General features: G+C 69.2%; 13 protein-coding genes and 1 pseudogene. 9 read left to right on the top strand and 5 right to left on the bottom strand.

Annotated features, from left to right (window positions below):
• Window positions 1-137 precede the first annotated feature (137 nt).
• The 3 genes from ABD378_RS25360 to ABD378_RS25350 all read left to right on the top strand — a co-directional run bounded on the left by ABD378_RS25360 (window position 138) and on the right by ABD378_RS25350 (window position 3551).
• Window positions 138-1256: a ferritin-like domain-containing protein gene (locus tag ABD378_RS25360; RefSeq protein ID WP_344524090.1), complete on the top strand. Its 1119-nt coding sequence runs from the start codon at window positions 138-140 to the stop codon at window positions 1254-1256.
• Between the two features lie 11 nt (window positions 1257-1267).
• A complete protein-coding gene (locus tag ABD378_RS25355) occupies window positions 1268-1717 on the top strand; it encodes a PaaI family thioesterase (protein ID WP_344524088.1) in 450 nt (149 codons plus the stop codon).
• Between the two features lie 178 nt (window positions 1718-1895).
• On the top strand, window positions 1896-3551 hold the full coding sequence (locus tag ABD378_RS25350) for a glycine/sarcosine N-methyltransferase (RefSeq protein ID WP_344524086.1): 1656 nt from the start codon (window positions 1896-1898) through the stop codon (window positions 3549-3551).
• A 111-nt stretch (window positions 3552-3662) separates the two neighbouring features.
• Here the strand turns inward: ABD378_RS25350 and ABD378_RS25345 are convergent, their stop codons facing one another.
• Entirely contained in the window at window positions 3663-5552 is a 1890-nt protein-coding gene (locus tag ABD378_RS25345) for an ABC transporter ATP-binding protein (RefSeq protein WP_344524084.1), read from the bottom strand.
• A gap of 180 nt (window positions 5553-5732) precedes the next feature.
• Here ABD378_RS25345 and ABD378_RS25340 point away from each other — a divergent pair, with 180 nt between their 5' ends.
• Window positions 5733-8015, top strand: a complete 2283-nt coding sequence (locus ABD378_RS25340) for a glycoside hydrolase family 3 N-terminal domain-containing protein (RefSeq protein ID WP_344524082.1) — start codon at window positions 5733-5735, stop codon at window positions 8013-8015.
• Between the two features lie 73 nt (window positions 8016-8088).
• On the opposite strand, the gene ABD378_RS25335 is transcribed toward ABD378_RS25340, so the two are convergent.
• Window positions 8089-8946, bottom strand: a complete 858-nt coding sequence (locus ABD378_RS25335) for a GNAT family N-acetyltransferase (protein WP_344524080.1) — start codon at window positions 8944-8946, stop codon at window positions 8089-8091.
• A 333-nt stretch (window positions 8947-9279) separates the two neighbouring features.
• On the opposite strand from ABD378_RS25335, the gene ABD378_RS25330 reads away from it, so the two are divergent.
• Both ABD378_RS25330 and ABD378_RS25325 read left to right on the top strand, forming a co-directional pair.
• The gene (locus ABD378_RS25330; protein ID WP_344524078.1) at window positions 9280-10668 is read left to right on the top strand and encodes a family 2B encapsulin nanocompartment shell protein; all 1389 of its coding nucleotides are present in this window, start codon (window positions 9280-9282) and stop codon (window positions 10666-10668) included.
• The gene (locus tag ABD378_RS25325) at window positions 10655-12061 is read left to right on the top strand and encodes a SufS family cysteine desulfurase (protein ID WP_344524076.1); all 1407 of its coding nucleotides are present in this window, start codon (window positions 10655-10657) and stop codon (window positions 12059-12061) included. Before ABD378_RS25330 ends, ABD378_RS25325 begins: the two co-directional genes overlap by 14 nt.
• Before the next feature lie 120 nt (window positions 12062-12181).
• Here ABD378_RS25325 and ABD378_RS25320 read toward each other — a convergent pair whose 3' ends face one another.
• Window positions 12182-12433, bottom strand: a complete 252-nt coding sequence (locus tag ABD378_RS25320) for a DUF6059 family protein (RefSeq protein WP_344524074.1) — start codon at window positions 12431-12433, stop codon at window positions 12182-12184.
• Window positions 12434-12603: 170 nt separating this feature from the next.
• Here ABD378_RS25320 and ABD378_RS25315 point away from each other — a divergent pair, with 170 nt between their 5' ends.
• A complete protein-coding gene (locus ABD378_RS25315) occupies window positions 12604-14139 on the top strand; it encodes an AMP-binding protein (protein WP_344524072.1) in 1536 nt (511 codons plus the stop codon).
• A gap of 26 nt (window positions 14140-14165) precedes the next feature.
• Here ABD378_RS25315 and ABD378_RS25310 read toward each other — a convergent pair whose 3' ends face one another.
• Both ABD378_RS25310 and ABD378_RS25305 read right to left on the bottom strand, forming a co-directional pair.
• Window positions 14166-14495, bottom strand: coding sequence for a Zn-ribbon domain-containing OB-fold protein (locus ABD378_RS25310; RefSeq protein ID WP_344524229.1), 330 nt, complete (start codon window positions 14493-14495; stop codon window positions 14166-14168).
• Between the two features lie 182 nt (window positions 14496-14677).
• On the bottom strand, window positions 14678-15385 hold the full coding sequence (locus ABD378_RS25305) for a TetR family transcriptional regulator (protein WP_344524070.1): 708 nt from the start codon (window positions 15383-15385) through the stop codon (window positions 14678-14680).
• 108 nt (window positions 15386-15493) lie between these two features.
• Here ABD378_RS25305 and ABD378_RS25300 point away from each other — a divergent pair, with 108 nt between their 5' ends.
• On the top strand, window positions 15494-16279 hold the full coding sequence (locus ABD378_RS25300; RefSeq protein ID WP_344524068.1) for an electron transfer flavoprotein subunit beta/FixA family protein: 786 nt from the start codon (window positions 15494-15496) through the stop codon (window positions 16277-16279).
• Between the two features lie 62 nt (window positions 16280-16341).
• Window positions 16342-16487: pseudogene (locus tag ABD378_RS25295) on the top strand (electron transfer flavoprotein subunit alpha/FixB family protein); the annotation flags it as partial.

The raw sequence follows: 16487 nt of genomic DNA, 5'->3' as shown, positions 1-16487 counted from the left end.
CCATTGACCGCCGGGAGTCGCTCGCCCTAGCCTCACTTGCCGGACAGCCTCGATCCAGCCCGTCCGGCCAAAGGCCGCAGGGTCCAATTTGCGCCACGAATGCAACCACACGTCTCCCTCTCGGAGGTTGGTTAGTAGTGAGCACCTTTGACTTCTATGTGACACCCACGCCGCGGGAGATCTGGAACGTTCCCATGGCCGGAAACGCGGGCTTCACCTGGGAATACGACGACGGCCGCGACCGGCTGCTCAACCTGTACCAGAAGGGCAAGGACAAGCAGTGGGACGCCCGGTCACGCATCGACTGGGACCTGGAGGTCGACCCGGACGACGCCGCGGGCCTCCCCGAGCAGTTCAACCCGCTCTTCGGCTCGCCGATCTGGGACCGCATGAGCCAGAAGGAGCGCACCGAGTTCACCCGCCACCAGGGATCATGGCTTTTCAGCCAGTTCCTGCACGGCGAGCAGGGCGCGCTGAACGTCTCGGCACGCATCGTGCAGTCCGCCCCCGACATGGATTCCAAGTTCTACGCAGCCACCCAGACCATGGACGAGGCGCGGCATGTGGAGCTGTACTCGCGGTTCCTGCGCGAGAAGGTCGGGATGCACTACCCGATCAACCAGGACCTGGCCAAGCTCCTGGCCGAGTCGCTGGAGGACTCTCGCTGGGACCTCCCCTACCTCGGCATGCAGGTGCTCATCGAAGGCCTGGCCCTCGCCGCGTTCGGCCTCTTCCGCGATGTGTCGACCACCCCGCTGGTCAAACAGCTGCTCGCCTACGTCATGCAGGACGAGGCACGCCATGTCGCCTTCGGGCGGCTCGCGCTGAAGGACTACTACAGCGAACTGACCTCCAAGGAGCGGGCCGAGCGCGAGGAGTTCGTCGTGGAAGGCTGCTACCTGCTGCGGGACCGGTTCAAGGGCAAGGAGGTCTACGAGCACCTCGGCATGCCGCTCGACGAGTGCATGGAGTTCGTCGACAACTCCGAGATGTACCAGCTCTACCAGTCGCTGCTGTTCAGCCGCGTCGTGCCCTGCGTGAAGGACGTCGGCCTGTGGGGCAGGAAGGTGCAGGACGCCTACGGCCAGATGGGCATACTCGACAACGCCAAGGCTGATCTGGAAGCACTCATGAAGCAGGACGAGGACATCGCCGAGGCCGTGGACCAGGAGCGCTACGCGAACGAACTGGCGGTCCGCAAGCGGGAGGTGGACGACGCGATCGCCCTCGGCGGAGACGAGTCCCCGTCCGAGTAGGGTCTGCTCCCATGAACGAGAACGCGGAGCGGAAGGGCCCCTTCTGGGACTTCCTGGCCGGCCGGACACCTGCCCCGGCCGCTGCGAAGACACTGGGGTGGGAACTGATCGCGGTCGACCCCGATGAGGGAACCATCGAGGTGGCCTTCCGGGCCACGGAACAGTTCCTCAACCCCATGGGAGTGGTCCAGGGCGGGTTCCTGGCCGCGATGCTCGACGACACGATGGGCCCTGCCCTTGTGGCGACGCTCCCCGACGGCCAGTTCGCCCCCACGCTCGATCTTCACGTGCAGTTCCTGCGGCCGGCCGGACCGGGGCGGATCGTGGGGCGGGGCCGGATCGTCCAGCGCGGCAAGGAGGTGTGCTTCCTGGCCGGCGAGCTCCTGACGTCCGACGGCAAACAGATCGCGGTGGCCACGGCGACCACTCGTGTCAAGACGGTGTCCGGCGGCGCGGGCTGAGCGCCCGTCGGGGTCGCTTTTGCGGCAACTCCGCATATGTATACGGCCGTTCGACGCATGGAACTCTCAACTCCGGATAGTGATCCGCTCAGACCGCGCGACTCCCGAGGCCAGTGGCCCGAGCCGCGCGGGGCTGCCGCGCCCGGGCGTGATTCCCACAACTGAAGGGTTCCTCCACGTGCAATCGGCCCAAGAGTTCGGCGACAACCCCGTTGAAGTACGAGAGACCGGCCACTACACCGAGGAGTACGTCCCCAGCTTCGTCGAGAAGTGGGACTCACTCATAGATTGGGAGAAGAGGGCGGAGAGCGAGGGGAACTTCTTCATCGACCTGCTGCGCAAGCGGGGAGTGAAGAGCGTCCTCGACGTCGCGACAGGAACCGGCTTTCACTCCGTGCGACTGCTGCAGGCCGGATTCGAGACCGTGAGTGCCGACGGCAGCGCGGAGATGCTGGCCATGGCCTTCGCGAACGGCACCAAGCAGGGCGGCCACATCCTGCGCGTCGTCCAGGCGGACTGGCGCTGGCTCAACAGAGACGTCCACGGCGAGTACGACGCCATCGTCTGTCTCGGCAACTCCTTCACGCACCTCTTCTCGGAGCGCGACCGGCGCAGGGCGCTGGCCGAGTTCTACGCGATGCTCAAACACGACGGCATCCTCATTCTGGACCAACGCAACTACGACGCGATTCTGGACGACGGGTACACCAGCAAGCACACGTACTACTACTGCGGTGACGACGTCACCGTGGAGCCGGAGTACGTCGACGAGGGTCTGTGCCGCATGCGGTACGGGTTCCCGGACGAATCCGTGTACCACCTCAATATGTTCCCGCTACGGAAGGAGTACGTCCGCCGCCTCATGTCCGAGGTGGGCTTCCAGCGCATCGAGACCTACGGCGACTTCCAGCACACCTACCGGGGCGAGCAGCCGGACTTCTTCGTGCATGTGGCGGAGAAGGAGTTCCGGATGGACGACGAGAAGGAGGCGCGGTACGCCGGCGCGGTCAACACCGCCCGCAGCTACTACAACTCGTCCGACGCAGACACCTTCTATGCCACGGTGTGGGGCGGTGAGGACATCCACATCGGCCTCTACGAACGCCCCGGGGAGCCCATCGCCGACGCGAGCCGCCGCACCGTCCAGCGGATGGCCTCGAAGCTGGAGCTGACACCGGATTCCGTGGTGCTCGACCTCGGCTCGGGCTACGGCGGTTCGGCCCGGTATCTGGCCGAGACGTACGGCTGCCGGGTTCTCGCGCTCAACCTCAGCGAGGTGGAGAACCAGCGCCACGAGGAGCTGAACTCGGCACGTGGTCTCACCGACAGGATCGAGGTCATGGACGGGTCCTTCGAGGACATCCCGTACCCGGACGCCTCGGTCGATGTCGTCTGGTCCCAGGACGCGTTCCTGCACAGCGGAAACCGCGTCCAGGTGCTCGCCGAGATCGCGCGGGTGCTGCGGCCGGGCGGCCGTGTCATCTTCACCGACCCGATGGCGGCGGACGGCTGCCCCACCGGTGTCCTGCAGCCGATCCTCGACCGCATCCACCTGGACGACATGGGCTCGCCCTCCTTCTACGCACGCGAGCTGACCCGGCTCGGGTTCACCGCTGTCGACGGCGGCTTCGAGGAGCACCGCGAGCAGTTGGTGACCCACTACGCGCGCGTCCTTGAGGAGACCGGGCACCAGGAGGCCCAAGGGCTCGCGAGGAAGGTCAGCCACGACTACCTCGCCCAGATGAAGAAGGGCCTCGGTCACTGGGTCGACGGAGGCCGTGACGAGCACATCACGTGGGGCATCTTCCACTTCAGGCTCGACGACAAAGGCTAGCCTCGCGCCCTCGCGAGGCGGGATGTCCGAGTCCTGATCGGAAACCACGTGTACGCGACCGGCCCGGCTGGATCTCTCCAGCCGGGCCGGCGCTCGGTACAGAGAACCGCCCTACGCCGCCACCTCCACGGCCACGTCCCCCTTCACCGCGAACTGCGTCCGGTACAGCTCCGCGTACCGGCCCTCCACCGTGAGCAGTTCCTCGTGCGTCCCGCGCTCCACGATCCGCCCTGCCTCCACGACGAGGATCTGATCGGCGGACCGCACCGTCGAGAGCCGGTGCGCGATGACGATCGCGGTGCGTCCCTCCAGCGCCTCGGCCAGCGCTTCCTGCACCGCCGCCTCCGAGGTGTTGTCGAGGTGCGCCGTGGCCTCGTCGAGGATGACCACCCGCTGCTGGGCGAGCAGCAGCCGGGCGATGGTCATCCGCTGGCGCTCGCCGCCGGAGAGGCGGTAGCCGCGCTCGCCGACCACGGTGTCGAGGCCGTCCGGCAGGGAGCGTACGAGGTCTTCGAGGCGGGCCCTGCGCAGGACGTCCCACAGGTCGTCCTCGGTGGCCTCGGGGCGGGCGAGCAGCAGGTTGGCGCGGACCGACTCGTGGAAGAGGTGGCCGTCCTGGGTGACCATGCCGAGGGTCTGGCGCATCGACGCCGCCGAGAGGTCGCGGACGTCGACCCCGCCGATCCGGACGGCCCCGCCGTCCGTGTCGTACAGCCGGGGAAGCAGTTGCGCGATCGTCGACTTGCCCGCGCCCGACGACCCGACGAGTGCCACGGTCTGGCCCGGCTCGGCGCGGAAGGAGAGGCCGTGCAGGACTTCGTCGCCGCCTCGGGTGTCGAGGGAAGCCACCTCTTCGAGGGAGGCCAGGGAGACCTTGTCGGCTGAGGGGTAGCCGAAGCGGACGTCGTCGAACTCCACCGCCACCGGGCCCGCGGGGACCTCGGTCGCGTCCGGCTTCTCGTCGATCAGCGGCTTCAGGTCGAGGACCTCGAAGACCCGCTCGAAGCTGACGAGCGCGCTCATGACCTCGACTCGCGCTCCGGCCAGGGAGGTCAGCGGCGCGTAGAGGCGGGTCAGGAGCAGGGCGAGGGACACGATCGCGCCCGCCTCCAGGGTGCCGTGCAGGGCGAAGTAGCCGCCGAGGCCGTAGACGAGGGCCAGGGCGAGGGCCGACACCAGCGTGAGCGCGGTGATGAACGTGGACTGCGCCATGGCCGTACGGACACCGATGTCCCGTACCCGGCGTGCCCGTGTGGCGAACTCCTGGGACTCGGCGCCCGGACGCCCGAAGAGCTTGATGAGCGTGGCGCCCGGGGCGGAGAACCGCTCGGTCATGCGCGTGCCCATCGCCGCGTTGTGGTGTGCGGCCTCGCGCTGGAGCTTGGCCATCCGGGAGCCCATGCGGCGCGCGGGCACGATGAAGACAGGGAGCAGGATCAGCGCGAGGAGCGTGATCTGCCAGGAGAGTTTCAGCATCACGGCCAGCGTCAGGAGCAGCGTGACCACGTTGCCGACGACACCCGAGAGCGTGTTGCTGAACGCGCGCTGGGCGCCGATCACGTCGTTGTTGAGGCGGCTGACGAGCGCGCCGGTGCGGGTACGGGTGAAGAAGGCGACGGGCATGCGCTGTACGTGGTCGAAGACGGCCGTCCGCAGGTCGAGGATGAGGCCCTCCCCCAGGTTCGCCGAGAGCCAGCGGCCGAGCAGGCCGAAGCCCGCCTCCGCGACGGCGATGGCGGCGATGAGCAAGGCGTACCGCACGACGAGCGAGGACTCGCCGTCCGAGACGATCGTGTCCACGACGCTGCCCGCGAGGACGGGGGTCGCCACGGCGAGCAGCGCGGTGACGATGCTCAGGATGACGAAGTAGACGATGCGGCGCTTGTGCGGCCGGGCGAAGGTGCCGATGCGGCGCAAGGTGGCGCGGGCGAAGGGACGGCGGTCCTGCTCGGCGTGCATGACGCTCTGCAGCTGGCTCCAGGCTGTCGTTTCCATGCTCATGAGAAGAACGTAGAACCTCAAGTTTCCTTGAGGTCAAGCGTCGGAGTCAAGTCACCGGAACGAGGCCCCCGCGCGTCCCTGCCGCATCCCTTGACCCGCATGTAACAGGAACGTACTTTCGCTTCAACTCTTGTGGCCATCACAGAGGTTGTCGACTTCCTGACGCGAGAAGGCGAACACATGCGAGAGCTACGAAGGCGTACTCTGCTGTCCGCGATCGGCGGCACGGCCGTCGCGGGAGGCGGCCTCACCGCCGTCGGCACCGGAATCGCCCAGGCCGCGCCGCAGCGCACGAGCCCCCTCGATCCGGAGATCGAGAAGCTGCTCGACCGTATGACTGTCGAAGAGAAGCTGGGGCAGTTGCAGCAGCTCCCGTGGGCCGTCAGCACGGGACCCGGCGGCAGCGAGACGAAGGACGTCGAGGACGCGGCGCGCGCCGGACGGCTCGGTTCTGTCCTGAACATCTTCGGCGCCAAGAGCAGCAACGCCCTGCAGCGCATGGCCGTGGAGGAGTCCCGGCTCGGCATTCCGCTGCTGTTCGGGCTCGACGTCATCCATGGCCTGTGGACGACGTTCCCGATCCCCCTCGCCCAGGCGTCGAGCTTCGACCCGGAGGTCACCAGGCGGGACGCCGAGGTGTCGGCGAAGGAGTCCCGGTCGAACGGCGTGCACTGGACGTTCTCGCCGATGATGGATGTCACGCACGAACCGCGGTGGGGCCGGATCGCCGAGGGCTGCGGAGAGGACCCGTACCTCACGACGGCGTTCGCCGTGGCCAAGGTGGAGGGATACCAGGGCGAGAAGGGTTCGGGGCTCGACGCCAAGGACCGCATCGCCGCCTGCGCCAAGCACTTCGTCGCGTACGGCGGGGCCGAGGGCGGCCGGGACTACAACACGGTCGACGTGTCGGAGTCGCGCCTGCGCAACCACTATCTGCCGCCGTTCAAGGCCGCGTTGGATGCGGGCGTGGCCACGGTGATGGCCTCCTTCAACACCATCAGCGGCGTCCCGGCCCACGGCAACTCCCACACGCTCACCGACATCCTGTACAAGCAGTGGGGCTTCGACGGCTTCGTCGTCAGCGACTGGAACGGCGTCGACGAGCTCATCGCGCACGGCTTCGCCGAGGACGGCGCCGACGCGGCCCGCCTCGCGCTGAACGCCGGCGTCGACATGGAGATGGCGAGCACGGACCTGGCCAAGCACGGCAAGAAGCTCCTGAGCAGCGGCAGGATCAGCGAGAAGCGCCTTGACGAGGCCGTCGCGCGGGTCCTGCGCCTGAAGTTCGATCTCGGCCTCTTCGAGAACCCGTACGTCGACGAGGACGCCGCCATCGACAAGCCGTCCGCCGGGGCCCGCAAGGCCGCCCGTGAGACCGCCGCCCGCTCGATGGTGCTCCTGAAGAACGACGGCAAGGCGCTTCCGCTCAAGAAGTCGGCGGGGTCGATCGCGGTGGTCGGCCCGTTCGGCGACTCCGACGACCTCCTTGGCACGTGGACGTTTCCCGGCGCGACGAAGAACTTCCCCTCGGGCAAGGTGCTCGCCGCGGTGAAGGCCGCGGCTCCGCGGGCGAAGGTGACGTACGCGAAGGGCGTCGACCCCGAGGGCACGGACACCGGCGGCATCCCGGCTGCGGTCGCCGCGGCCAAGGACGCCGATGTCACCGTCGTGGTCGTCGGTGAACCCCCGGCGATGAGCGGCGAGGCGGCGGCGCGCAGCGACATCAGCCTGCCGGGCGGGCAGGAGAAGCTGATCGCGGCGATCGCGGGGACGGGCAAGCCGTTCGTGGTGGTCCTGGTCAACGGGCGCCCGCTGACCATCGGCGACTGGCTCAAGTCGGCGCCCGCCGTCCTCGAGGCCTGGCACCCGGGACTCGAGGCGGGCAACGCGATCGCCGACGTGCTGTTCGGCGAGGTCGCTCCGGGCGGCAAGCTGCCCGTCTCGTTCCCGCGCACGGTCGGCCAGATCCCCGTCCACTACAACCACGAGTCGACCGGCCGCCCCTACAGCGCGGACAACAAGTACACGTCCAAGTACCTCGACCTGCCCCCGGACCCGCAGTTCGCCTTCGGCCACGGGCTCTCCTACACGGACTTCGAGATCGGCGAGCCGAGGCTGAGCCGCGAGCGCGTCTCGGCGCATGCGCTGCGCGAGGGCGACACCGTGGAGGTCTCGGTCACCGTCCGCAACACGGGCGAGCGCGCGGGCGACGAGGTCGTCCAGCTGTACGTCCACGACATCGCGGCGAGCATCACGCAGCCGGTGCGCAGGCTGCGCGGGTTCCGCCGGGTGACGCTGGAGCCAGGCAGGTCGAAAGTCGTCCGCTTCCAGCTCGGCGCCGATGACCTCGGGTTCTGGACGAACGCGGAGAGCGGTGAGTTCCGTGTCGAGGAAGGGGCGGTGGACATCTACGTCGGCAACAGCTCCGAGGCCGAGGACAAGAAAAGGCTGACGATCACGTAGCGGCAGGGCAGAAGACAGGAGTGCGGGCCGGGTCCGGTGGGGCCCGGCCCTTGCACGTCAGCCGATCAGCCGATCAGCCGAGTTCGAGCGTGGTCACGCCGAAGACCCGTTCCTCGGCCAGGTCCCGCACCGGGCCGGTGTACATGCGGGCGGTCTCGAACGTCGGCTTCATGCCGCGCGCCTCAGCGAGGGCGACGGCATGCGGCTGGGACTCGGGGACGTCGATGACGACGGGCGCGCCGTCCGCCTCCGCCGTCAGCGCGTCGAAGAGCTCCTCCGCGCCTGCGGGCGTATCGGCGAACAGGGGCCCGATGCGCAGGGCTCCCTGGGCCGGGCGGAGCACGCCGTATCCAGTGACCCGGCCGTCGACGATGCGGGCGAGGGCGCGGTGCCCGGGAGCGGTGAGCCAGGACTCCAGGAAGCGCGGGCGGTCGGCGGGGTAGCTCGCGGCGTCGTACGCGGTGATCGCCCGCAGGCCCGCGGCCTCGACCGGCAGGATCTGTGCGGGTCTTGAGGCACCTGAGGGCACGGGGCCCACGTAGCGGATGGTGCGGTGGGCGAGCTCGAAGCCCGAGCGGCGGTAGTTGTCCTGCTGGGCGACCACGCCGTCGAGTCCTACGGTGCGGGTCCCCGCGTGGGCGAGGGCCGCCCGCCAGGTGGCGAGACCGTGGCCGCGGCCGCGCTGGTCGGGGCGTACGAGGTAGAAGCCCAGGAAGGCGTACACCTCGTCGTAGTTCACGACCGAGATCGCGGAGACCGGCTCGTCCTCGATACAACCGATGAAGAATCCGTCGGGGTCCTGCGCGAAGAAGGACAGGGCGTCCCGCAGACCCGGGTTCCAGCCCTCGTCCGCCGCCCATCCGCTGACGACCTGCCAGTCGTCGAGCGTCGCCCGCGAGATGGTGAGCCGCCCAGGGACCGAATCTGTCATCGCTGCACCCTTCGTACGCCGGAGGGGACCGTCCCGCGGCCCGGATCCATCCTGCCCGACTCCCGGCCCCACTACCCGAGCCATAAGCGCTCCTTTCAGGGGTACTTGGCTCCGGTATTGGGGTGATTTGAGCCTGATATCTGCTGTGGAGGGAATTCCCGGAAGAGGCCTGGAAGGCTGGCGCCCGGGTGCGAGGCCGACCGTTCATCCATTTCCGGCCTTTTCTCAACTAGCCCTGATAAACAACTACTTGCAGTCACGGAACAACGCGAAGACGATCGGCGCCGGATGCCGTCACGGCAGCCAGGAAAATCGTTCTTCCAGGAGGTTCCAGTGAACGACCGGCTCACACTCGGTCCGGATGCCGCACGGCAACTCGCGACGACCACCAAGACCACCCCGCAGATGCGCGGCATCACCCCGCGCTATCTGCTGCGCGCCCTGCCCTGGGTGGACGTCGAGTCGGGCACCTACCGGGTGAACCGCCGCCGGACGTTCGTGCTCGGCGACGACCGCATCACCACGTACGAGGAGAGCGGCTCGCAGCACGTCGTGCCCGGCGACTTACGTGAGGTGCCCTACCTGCGCGACGCCGACGACGCGCTGCTCGCGGAACTGGCCGGCGCCTTCACCGAGGTCACCTTCGAGGCCGGGCAGGTCCTCGCCCAGGAGGGCGACCCCGCCGACCGGCTGTGGGTGGTCGTGCAGGGCAGGGCCGAGAAGCGGGTGACCGGGCGGTACGGCGAGGACGCGCTGCTCGAAGTCATCGGCGACGGGCAGTTCTTCGACCTCGGCGCGTGGACCCGGACCGCCGCGATGCCCTACCGCGTCAAGGCGCTCACCCCGGGGGTGGCGCTCTGCGCCGACCGCAGCGCGCTGGCGGCGCTCGCCGACCGGGACGAGGGTCTGGGCGGCGCGATCACCGCGTACTGCGACGGGGACACCATGACGCCCGGCACCGAGGTGCCGGTGGACCTGACCGCGGGGCACGTCGGGGAGCCCGATCTGCCGGGGACGTTCGTCGACTTCGAGGACGCGCCGCGCGAGTACCACATGACGCTCGCGCAGACGGTGCTGCGCGTGCACACCCGGGTCGCCGACCTCTACAACGGGCCCATCGACCAGACCCGCGCGCAGTCCAACCTCACCGTCGCGGCGCTGCGGGAACGGCAGGAGTCCTCGCTCCTGAACCACCCGGAGCACGGCCTGTTCCACAACGTCTCCGCCGGGCAGCGGGTCCAGTCGCGTACCGGTGCCCCTACCCCCGACGACCTGGACGAGCTCCTGACGCGGGTCTGGAAGCAGCCCGGCTTCTTCCTGGCCCACCCCAGGGCGATCGCCGCCTTCGGCCGCGAATGTACCCGGCGGGGCGTGCCCCCGGTGACGGACAACCGGTTCGGGAGCCCGCTCCTGACGTGGCGCGGCGTACCGCTCCTTCCTTCGGACAAGGTGCGGTTCTCGGGCGGCATGGGAGCAGGCCTCGGCACCACCGAGATTCTGCTGATGCGGACGGGCGAGGCCGAGCAGGGTGTGGTGGGGCTGCGTCCCTCCGGCGTCGCGGACGAGGTCGAACCGGGCCTGTCCATGCGGAACATGGGCGTCGACCAGAAGGGGATCACGTCGTACCTGATGACGGCGTATTTCAACACGGCGGTCCTGGTCGAGGACGCCATCGCCGTCCTGCAGAACGTCGAGGTATCGAACTACCATGACTATTCCTGACGTCACTGCGCGAGGGCTCGGCGTTCCGGGGCTGCCCACAGCGGTTCCGGGGTCGACGGCGGTGACGCCGACGGCCCCCGCGGAACCCGCTCCCCCGGCCGCGACCCCGGGCGCGATCCCGGGCGCGGGCGCGCTCCCGCAGCTCCAACCGCCCGCGTTCTCCCCGGAGTCGGCCCGCCAGGACATCCCGATCCTGCACCGCTCCGTCAACGGCCACCCCCTCGTCTGGCTCGACAACGGCGCCACCACGCAGAAGCCGCGCCAGGTCATCGAGGCGCTCGGTGCCTACTACGGCGCCGCGAACTCCAACATCCACCGGGGCGCGCACACCATGGCGCGCGAGGCGACGGAGATGTACGAGGCGGGGCGGTCGGCGGTCGCGGAGTTCCTGGGCGCCGGGTCGCCGGACGACATCGTGTTCGTACGCGGCACGACCGAGGCCATCAACCTCGTCGCCCAGAGCTGGGGGCGGGCCAACCTCGGTCCCGGGGACGACATTCTGGTGGCAGTCCTCGAGCACCACTCCGACATCGTCCCCTGGCAGTTGATCGCGAAGGAGACCCGTGCCCGGGTCGTCCCGATCCCCCTCACGCCCGAGGGCGCGATCGACCAGGACGCCTACGCCGACCTCCTCTCGTCCCGCACACAGCTCGTCGCCGTCAGCCACGCGTCGAACGTCCTCGGCACCGTCCCGCCCGTGAAGGAGATGACCGCCCTCGCCCACCGCTACGGCGCCAAGGTCCTGGTGGACGGGGCGCAGGCCGTCGCGCACTTCCCGGTCGACGTGCAGGACCTGGACGCCGACTTCTACGCCTTCTCGGGGCACAAGCTCTTCGCCCCGACCGGCATCGGCGCGCTCTACGCGAAGCCGGAGATCCTGCAGGCCATGCCGCCGTGGCAGGGCGGCGGCAACATGATCGAGTCGGTCGGCTTCACGCGGACCACGTTCGCGCCGGTCCCGCACCGCCTGGAAGCCGGCACCGGCCACATCTCAGGCGTGGTCGGCCTGCTTGCCGCCCTGAACTGGTTCACGTCCTTCGATCGGGACGCCGTCGCCGCATACGAGACGGCGCTCATGACGTACGCGCAACAGGCGCTGGCCACGGTGCCTGGCCTGGACGTCCTGGGTTCGGCGCCCGAACGGATCGCGGTCCTCACCTTCTCGCTCGCGGGCCACGACCCGGCCGGGATCGCGGACTGGCTCGACCGCGACGGGATCGCCATCCGCGCGGGGCACCACTGTGCCCAGCCCGCGCTCGCCCACTACGGCCTGGAGACCGCCGCCCGCGCGTCACTCGCGCTCTACAACACGTCCGAGGAGGTGGACCAGCTGGTGGCGTCCTTGCGCCGACTCCAGGAAGCGCCGGAGGCCAAGCAGCCTCAGCGGCCCTAGTCGGGAGGGCCCTAGCCGGGAGGGCGTTAGCCGGGACGGCGCCTCCTCGCGCCATGCCGGACGGGCTGGATGTTCCAGCCCGTCCGGCGTGCGCGGACCGGGGTCCGGAGGGGGCGGGGCCTAGTCCCCCCTGGTGCTCAGCACTCCCATCCGCTCCCACAGGTCACGCTCCACCGCCGAAGGCGGCACATCCGCGGCGAGGCACTCGGGATGCCCGGCCGACGGCCCGCACAACTCCGGCTCGCCCACGGTCACGGGCGCCCCTCCGATGTACGCGCCCCATACCCACGCCGCCGCACCCAACGCCGTCGGGTCCGGCACCAGCCACGCCAGCAAGCCGCCCGACGGCCACCGCCAGCTCTTCCGTCCCACCGCGCCCTCCTTCCGTCACGTCGTCCACCGGCATGGATCGTCATCGTGCGGACCGGCACTGAAGGGACGCTGAAGCCTCAACCGGGTAGGGCGGGGTTCATCGGGGTGTCCAGTTTCCAGGGAGCATGGTCGGATAGACGACGTACATCGACTGAGCTTCGGGAGGCAGGATGTTCGTCCCGTTCGGGGCCCTTGATTTTCTGGACCGCGCCACGGCCGTGTACGGGGACCGGGTCGGCATCGTCGACGAGCCCGATCAGCCGGCCGAGGCCTGGGAAGGGCTCACCTACCGGCGTGTGGGTGAGCTGGCGCGGGCCCAGGCCGCCGGTCTCGACGCACTCGGGGTGCCGCACGGCGCACGGGTGGCGGTGGTCTCGCCCAACAGCGCGAGGCTGCTGACGTCGTTCTTCGGCGTCAGCGGCCACGGCCGGGTCCTCGTGCCGGTCAACTTCCGCCTCTCGGCCGAAGAGGTGAGCTACATCGTCGCGCAGTCGGGGGCGAGCGTCCTGCTGGTCGACCCCGAGCTGGAGGACCGCCTCTCGGAGGTTGCCTGCAAGCACCGCTTCACGCTCGGCGCACAGGCTGACGCGGAGCTGTACCGGTTCGACACCGAGCCCGAGCCCTGGGAGCACGACGAGAACGCGACCGCGACCATCAACTTCACCAGCGGAACGACCGCGCGCCCCAAGGGCGTACAGATCACGCACCGCAACATCTGGGTGAACGCCCTCACCTTCGCGCTGCACGCCGGGGTCACGGACCGGGACGTGTACCTCCACACCCTGCCGATGTTCCACGCCAACGGCTGGGGCATGCCCTTCGCCATGTCCGGCATGGGTGCGCGGCAGATCGTGCTGCGCAAGGTGGACGGCGCGGAGATCCTGCGCCGAGTGGCCGAGCACGGGGTCACGGTGATGTGCGCGGCGCCCGCCGTGGTCAACGCGGTGCTTGCCGCCGCGCGGTCGTGGGACGGGGAGATCCCGGGCCGGGACCGGGTGCGCATCATCGTCGCGGGAGCTCCGCCGCCCACCAAGACGGTCGAACAGGTCGAGTCCGAGCTGGGCTGGGAGTTCATCCAGATCTACGGCCTCACCGAGACCTCGCCCCTGCTCACCATCAACCGCACCCGAGCCGAATGGGACGGCCTCACCTCGCAGCAGCGCGCGGAGAAGCTGGTCCAGGCGGGGGCGCCCGCGCTGGGCGTGACGCTGCGCACGTCGGACGAGGGCGAGGTGCTCGCCCGCTCGAACGTGATCCTGGAGGGGTACTGGGAGCAGCCGCAGGAGACCGCTGAGGCGCTGGAAGGCGGCTGGTTCCACACGGGCGACGGCGGGTCGATCGGCGCGGACGGCCATCTGACGATCAGTGACCGCAAGAAGGACGTCATCATCACCGGCGGTGAGAACGTGTCCTCGATCGAGGTGGAGGACGTGCTGTTCAGCCATCCGGCGGTCGCCGAAGTCGCGGTCATCGGGGTGCCGGACGAGAAGTGGGGCGAGACCATCAAGGCCCTGGTCGTCCTCGCCTCCGGCACACACGCCACGGAGGAGGAGCTCATCCGGCACTGCAAGGAGCACCTCGCCGGCTTCAAGGCGCCGACCTCGGTGGAGTTCCGGGACGAACTGGCCCGCACGGCCACCGGAAAACTCCAGAAGTACAAGCTCCGCGGGCCCTACTGGGAAGGCCGCGAGCGAGGCGTCAACTGATCCGAAGCACTACTTGCCCACTAGCGCTACCAGTCGTCGCTCGTGTGCGCCTCGCAGAGCTCGAAGACGGCCTCCCCGGTCTCCGGATCGGACCCGGCCACGGGCCGCACGCGCGCGCCGACCCACACCAGATGCGGCGATGCACCCACGACACGGCAGCGGAAGACGAACCCTTCGGGGAAGCGGACGAGGGACTCGTTGCGTGCGGTGCCTGTGTAGCGGTTGACCACGCTGGACTGGACGACGACGCCTTCGCCGTCGCTGTGCTCGGACGCCAGATCGCTGGACGCGCACACCGGACACAGCATGCGCCGGAAGGACGCGGTGCCGCACCATCGGCAGCGCTGGTAGATCATGCCGGTTCGCTCGTGCTCCGTCGGCGCGACGCTCAATTCCTGCTGGGACACGTCTCGACCCCCTGCATTCGGCTCGGATGCGCCGCGCTCGGCGTCGACGCATCCGCACCATATGGCACTGAGTGCCAGGAGGTAAAGGTGCTGGGAGGTACTGAGTGCTGCTTGCTCAGTCCTCTACCTGCTCAGTCCTGGCCGAGGGCGGACTCGACGCGCTGCACCACGCGCCACATGGGGGCTCGCTTCGAGACCACCATGACGACGACGTCGTCATCGACGTCAGCGCCTGCGTCCCCGCTCGCGGCGGCGCTCCCCCACCCGTTCCGCACCAGCTCGAGCGCGTGGTCCACCGCGGCCTCCGCGTCGCCCTCGCCGCCCGAACGCAGCCAGGAGCGCAGGGCGTTGTTGTGCGCGGCGACCACGGCGGCGGCGATCACCTCGGCGCGCAGGGAGCCGTCCTCGGCGTCGGCGTAGCGGCGGCGGAGGTAGCCGGCCATGGTGCGTTCGTAGCGCCGCACCACGGAGAGTTCGTACGTACGCAGACCGGGGACCTCCTGCGTGAGGCGGTAACGCTGCACGGAGAACTCCGGGTTTGTTGCGTACATACGCAGCACGATCCGGGCCGCGTCGCACACCGCGTCCACGGGTTCCGCGTCGTCGGCCGCTTCGAGGAACGCCGTCATGTCGGCCAGGCAGCTCTCGTGGTCGGGGAAGACCGCGTCCTCTTTGGACGGGAAGTACCGGAAGAAGGAGCGGCGCCCGACCCCGGCCCGCGCCACGATGTCGTCCACCGTGGTCTGCTCGAAGCCGCGCTCCAGGAAGAGCTGGAACGCCGCTTTGGCGAGCACCTCCCGCATCGGGGCCTTCTTCGCTGGTCCGCGCGCCTCAGTCATGCGGGGAACGTAGCACCGTAACGGCCCGTCTGGCACTACGTACCTTTACAGGGGGTACTGAGTGCCATACCGTCGTCATAACGAACCGCACCAGGTAGGAGAGCCGGCGTGAGCTTGAGGATCGTTGTCACCGTGAAGTACGTGCCTGACGCCACCGGCGACCGGCACTTCGCCGATGACCTGACCGTCGACCGGGATGACGTCGATGGCCTGCTGTCGGAGCTGGACGAGTATGCGGTCGAGCAGGCGTTGCAGATCGCGGACGAGGCAGACGACGCGGAGATCACCGTCTTGACGGTGGGTCCGGAGGATGCCAAGGACGCGCTGCGCAAGGCGCTGTCCATGGGCGCGGACAAGGCGATCCATGTCGAGGACGACGACCTGCACGGCACGGACATCATCGGTACGTCGCTGGTGCTGGCCAAGGCGATCGAGAAGGCCGGCTACGACTTGGTGATCTCCGGTATGGCGTCCACCGACGGCACCATGGGCGTGATCCCCGCGCTCCTTGCCGAGCGCCTCGGCGTCCCGCAGGTCACGCTGCTCTCCGAGGTTTCCGTCGAGGACGGTGTGGTCACGGGGCGTCGGGACGGCGACGCCGCCTCCGAGCAGCTTCAGGCCTCGCTGCCCGCCGTCGTGTCGGTCACCGACCAGTCGGGTGAGGCGCGTTACCCGTCGTTCAAGGGCATCATGGCCGCCAAGAAGAAGCCGGTTCAGGCCTGGGACCTCTCCGACCTCGGCCTGGAGGCCGAGGAAGTGGGCCTGGAGGGTGCCTGGACGAAGGTCGACTCCGCCACCGAGCGCCCCGCGCGGACCGCGGGCACGATCGTCAAGGACGAGGGCGAGGGCGGCAAGCAGCTCGCCGAGTTCCTCGCGGGTCAGAAGTTCATCTGAGCTTCAGCCGTTCCCTTCACCAACCGCCCCACTTCCTTGTAACCGCAGGAGATTGAAGTCCCATGGCTGAAGTTCTGGTCTACGTCGACCACGTGGACGGTGCCGTCCGCAAGCCCACCCTGGAGCTGTTGACGCTGGCCCGCCGCATCGGCGAGCCCGTCGCCGTCGCCCTTGGCAACGGCGCCGCCGACACCGCCGCCGTGCTGGC

This window comes from Streptomyces rectiviolaceus, from assembly GCF_039533825.1.
Taxonomy (GTDB): domain Bacteria; phylum Actinomycetota; class Actinomycetes; order Streptomycetales; family Streptomycetaceae; genus Streptomyces; species Streptomyces rectiviolaceus.
The sequence above is the reverse complement of the archived record's forward strand: the minus strand, read 5'-3'. Positions and strand labels throughout refer to the sequence as shown.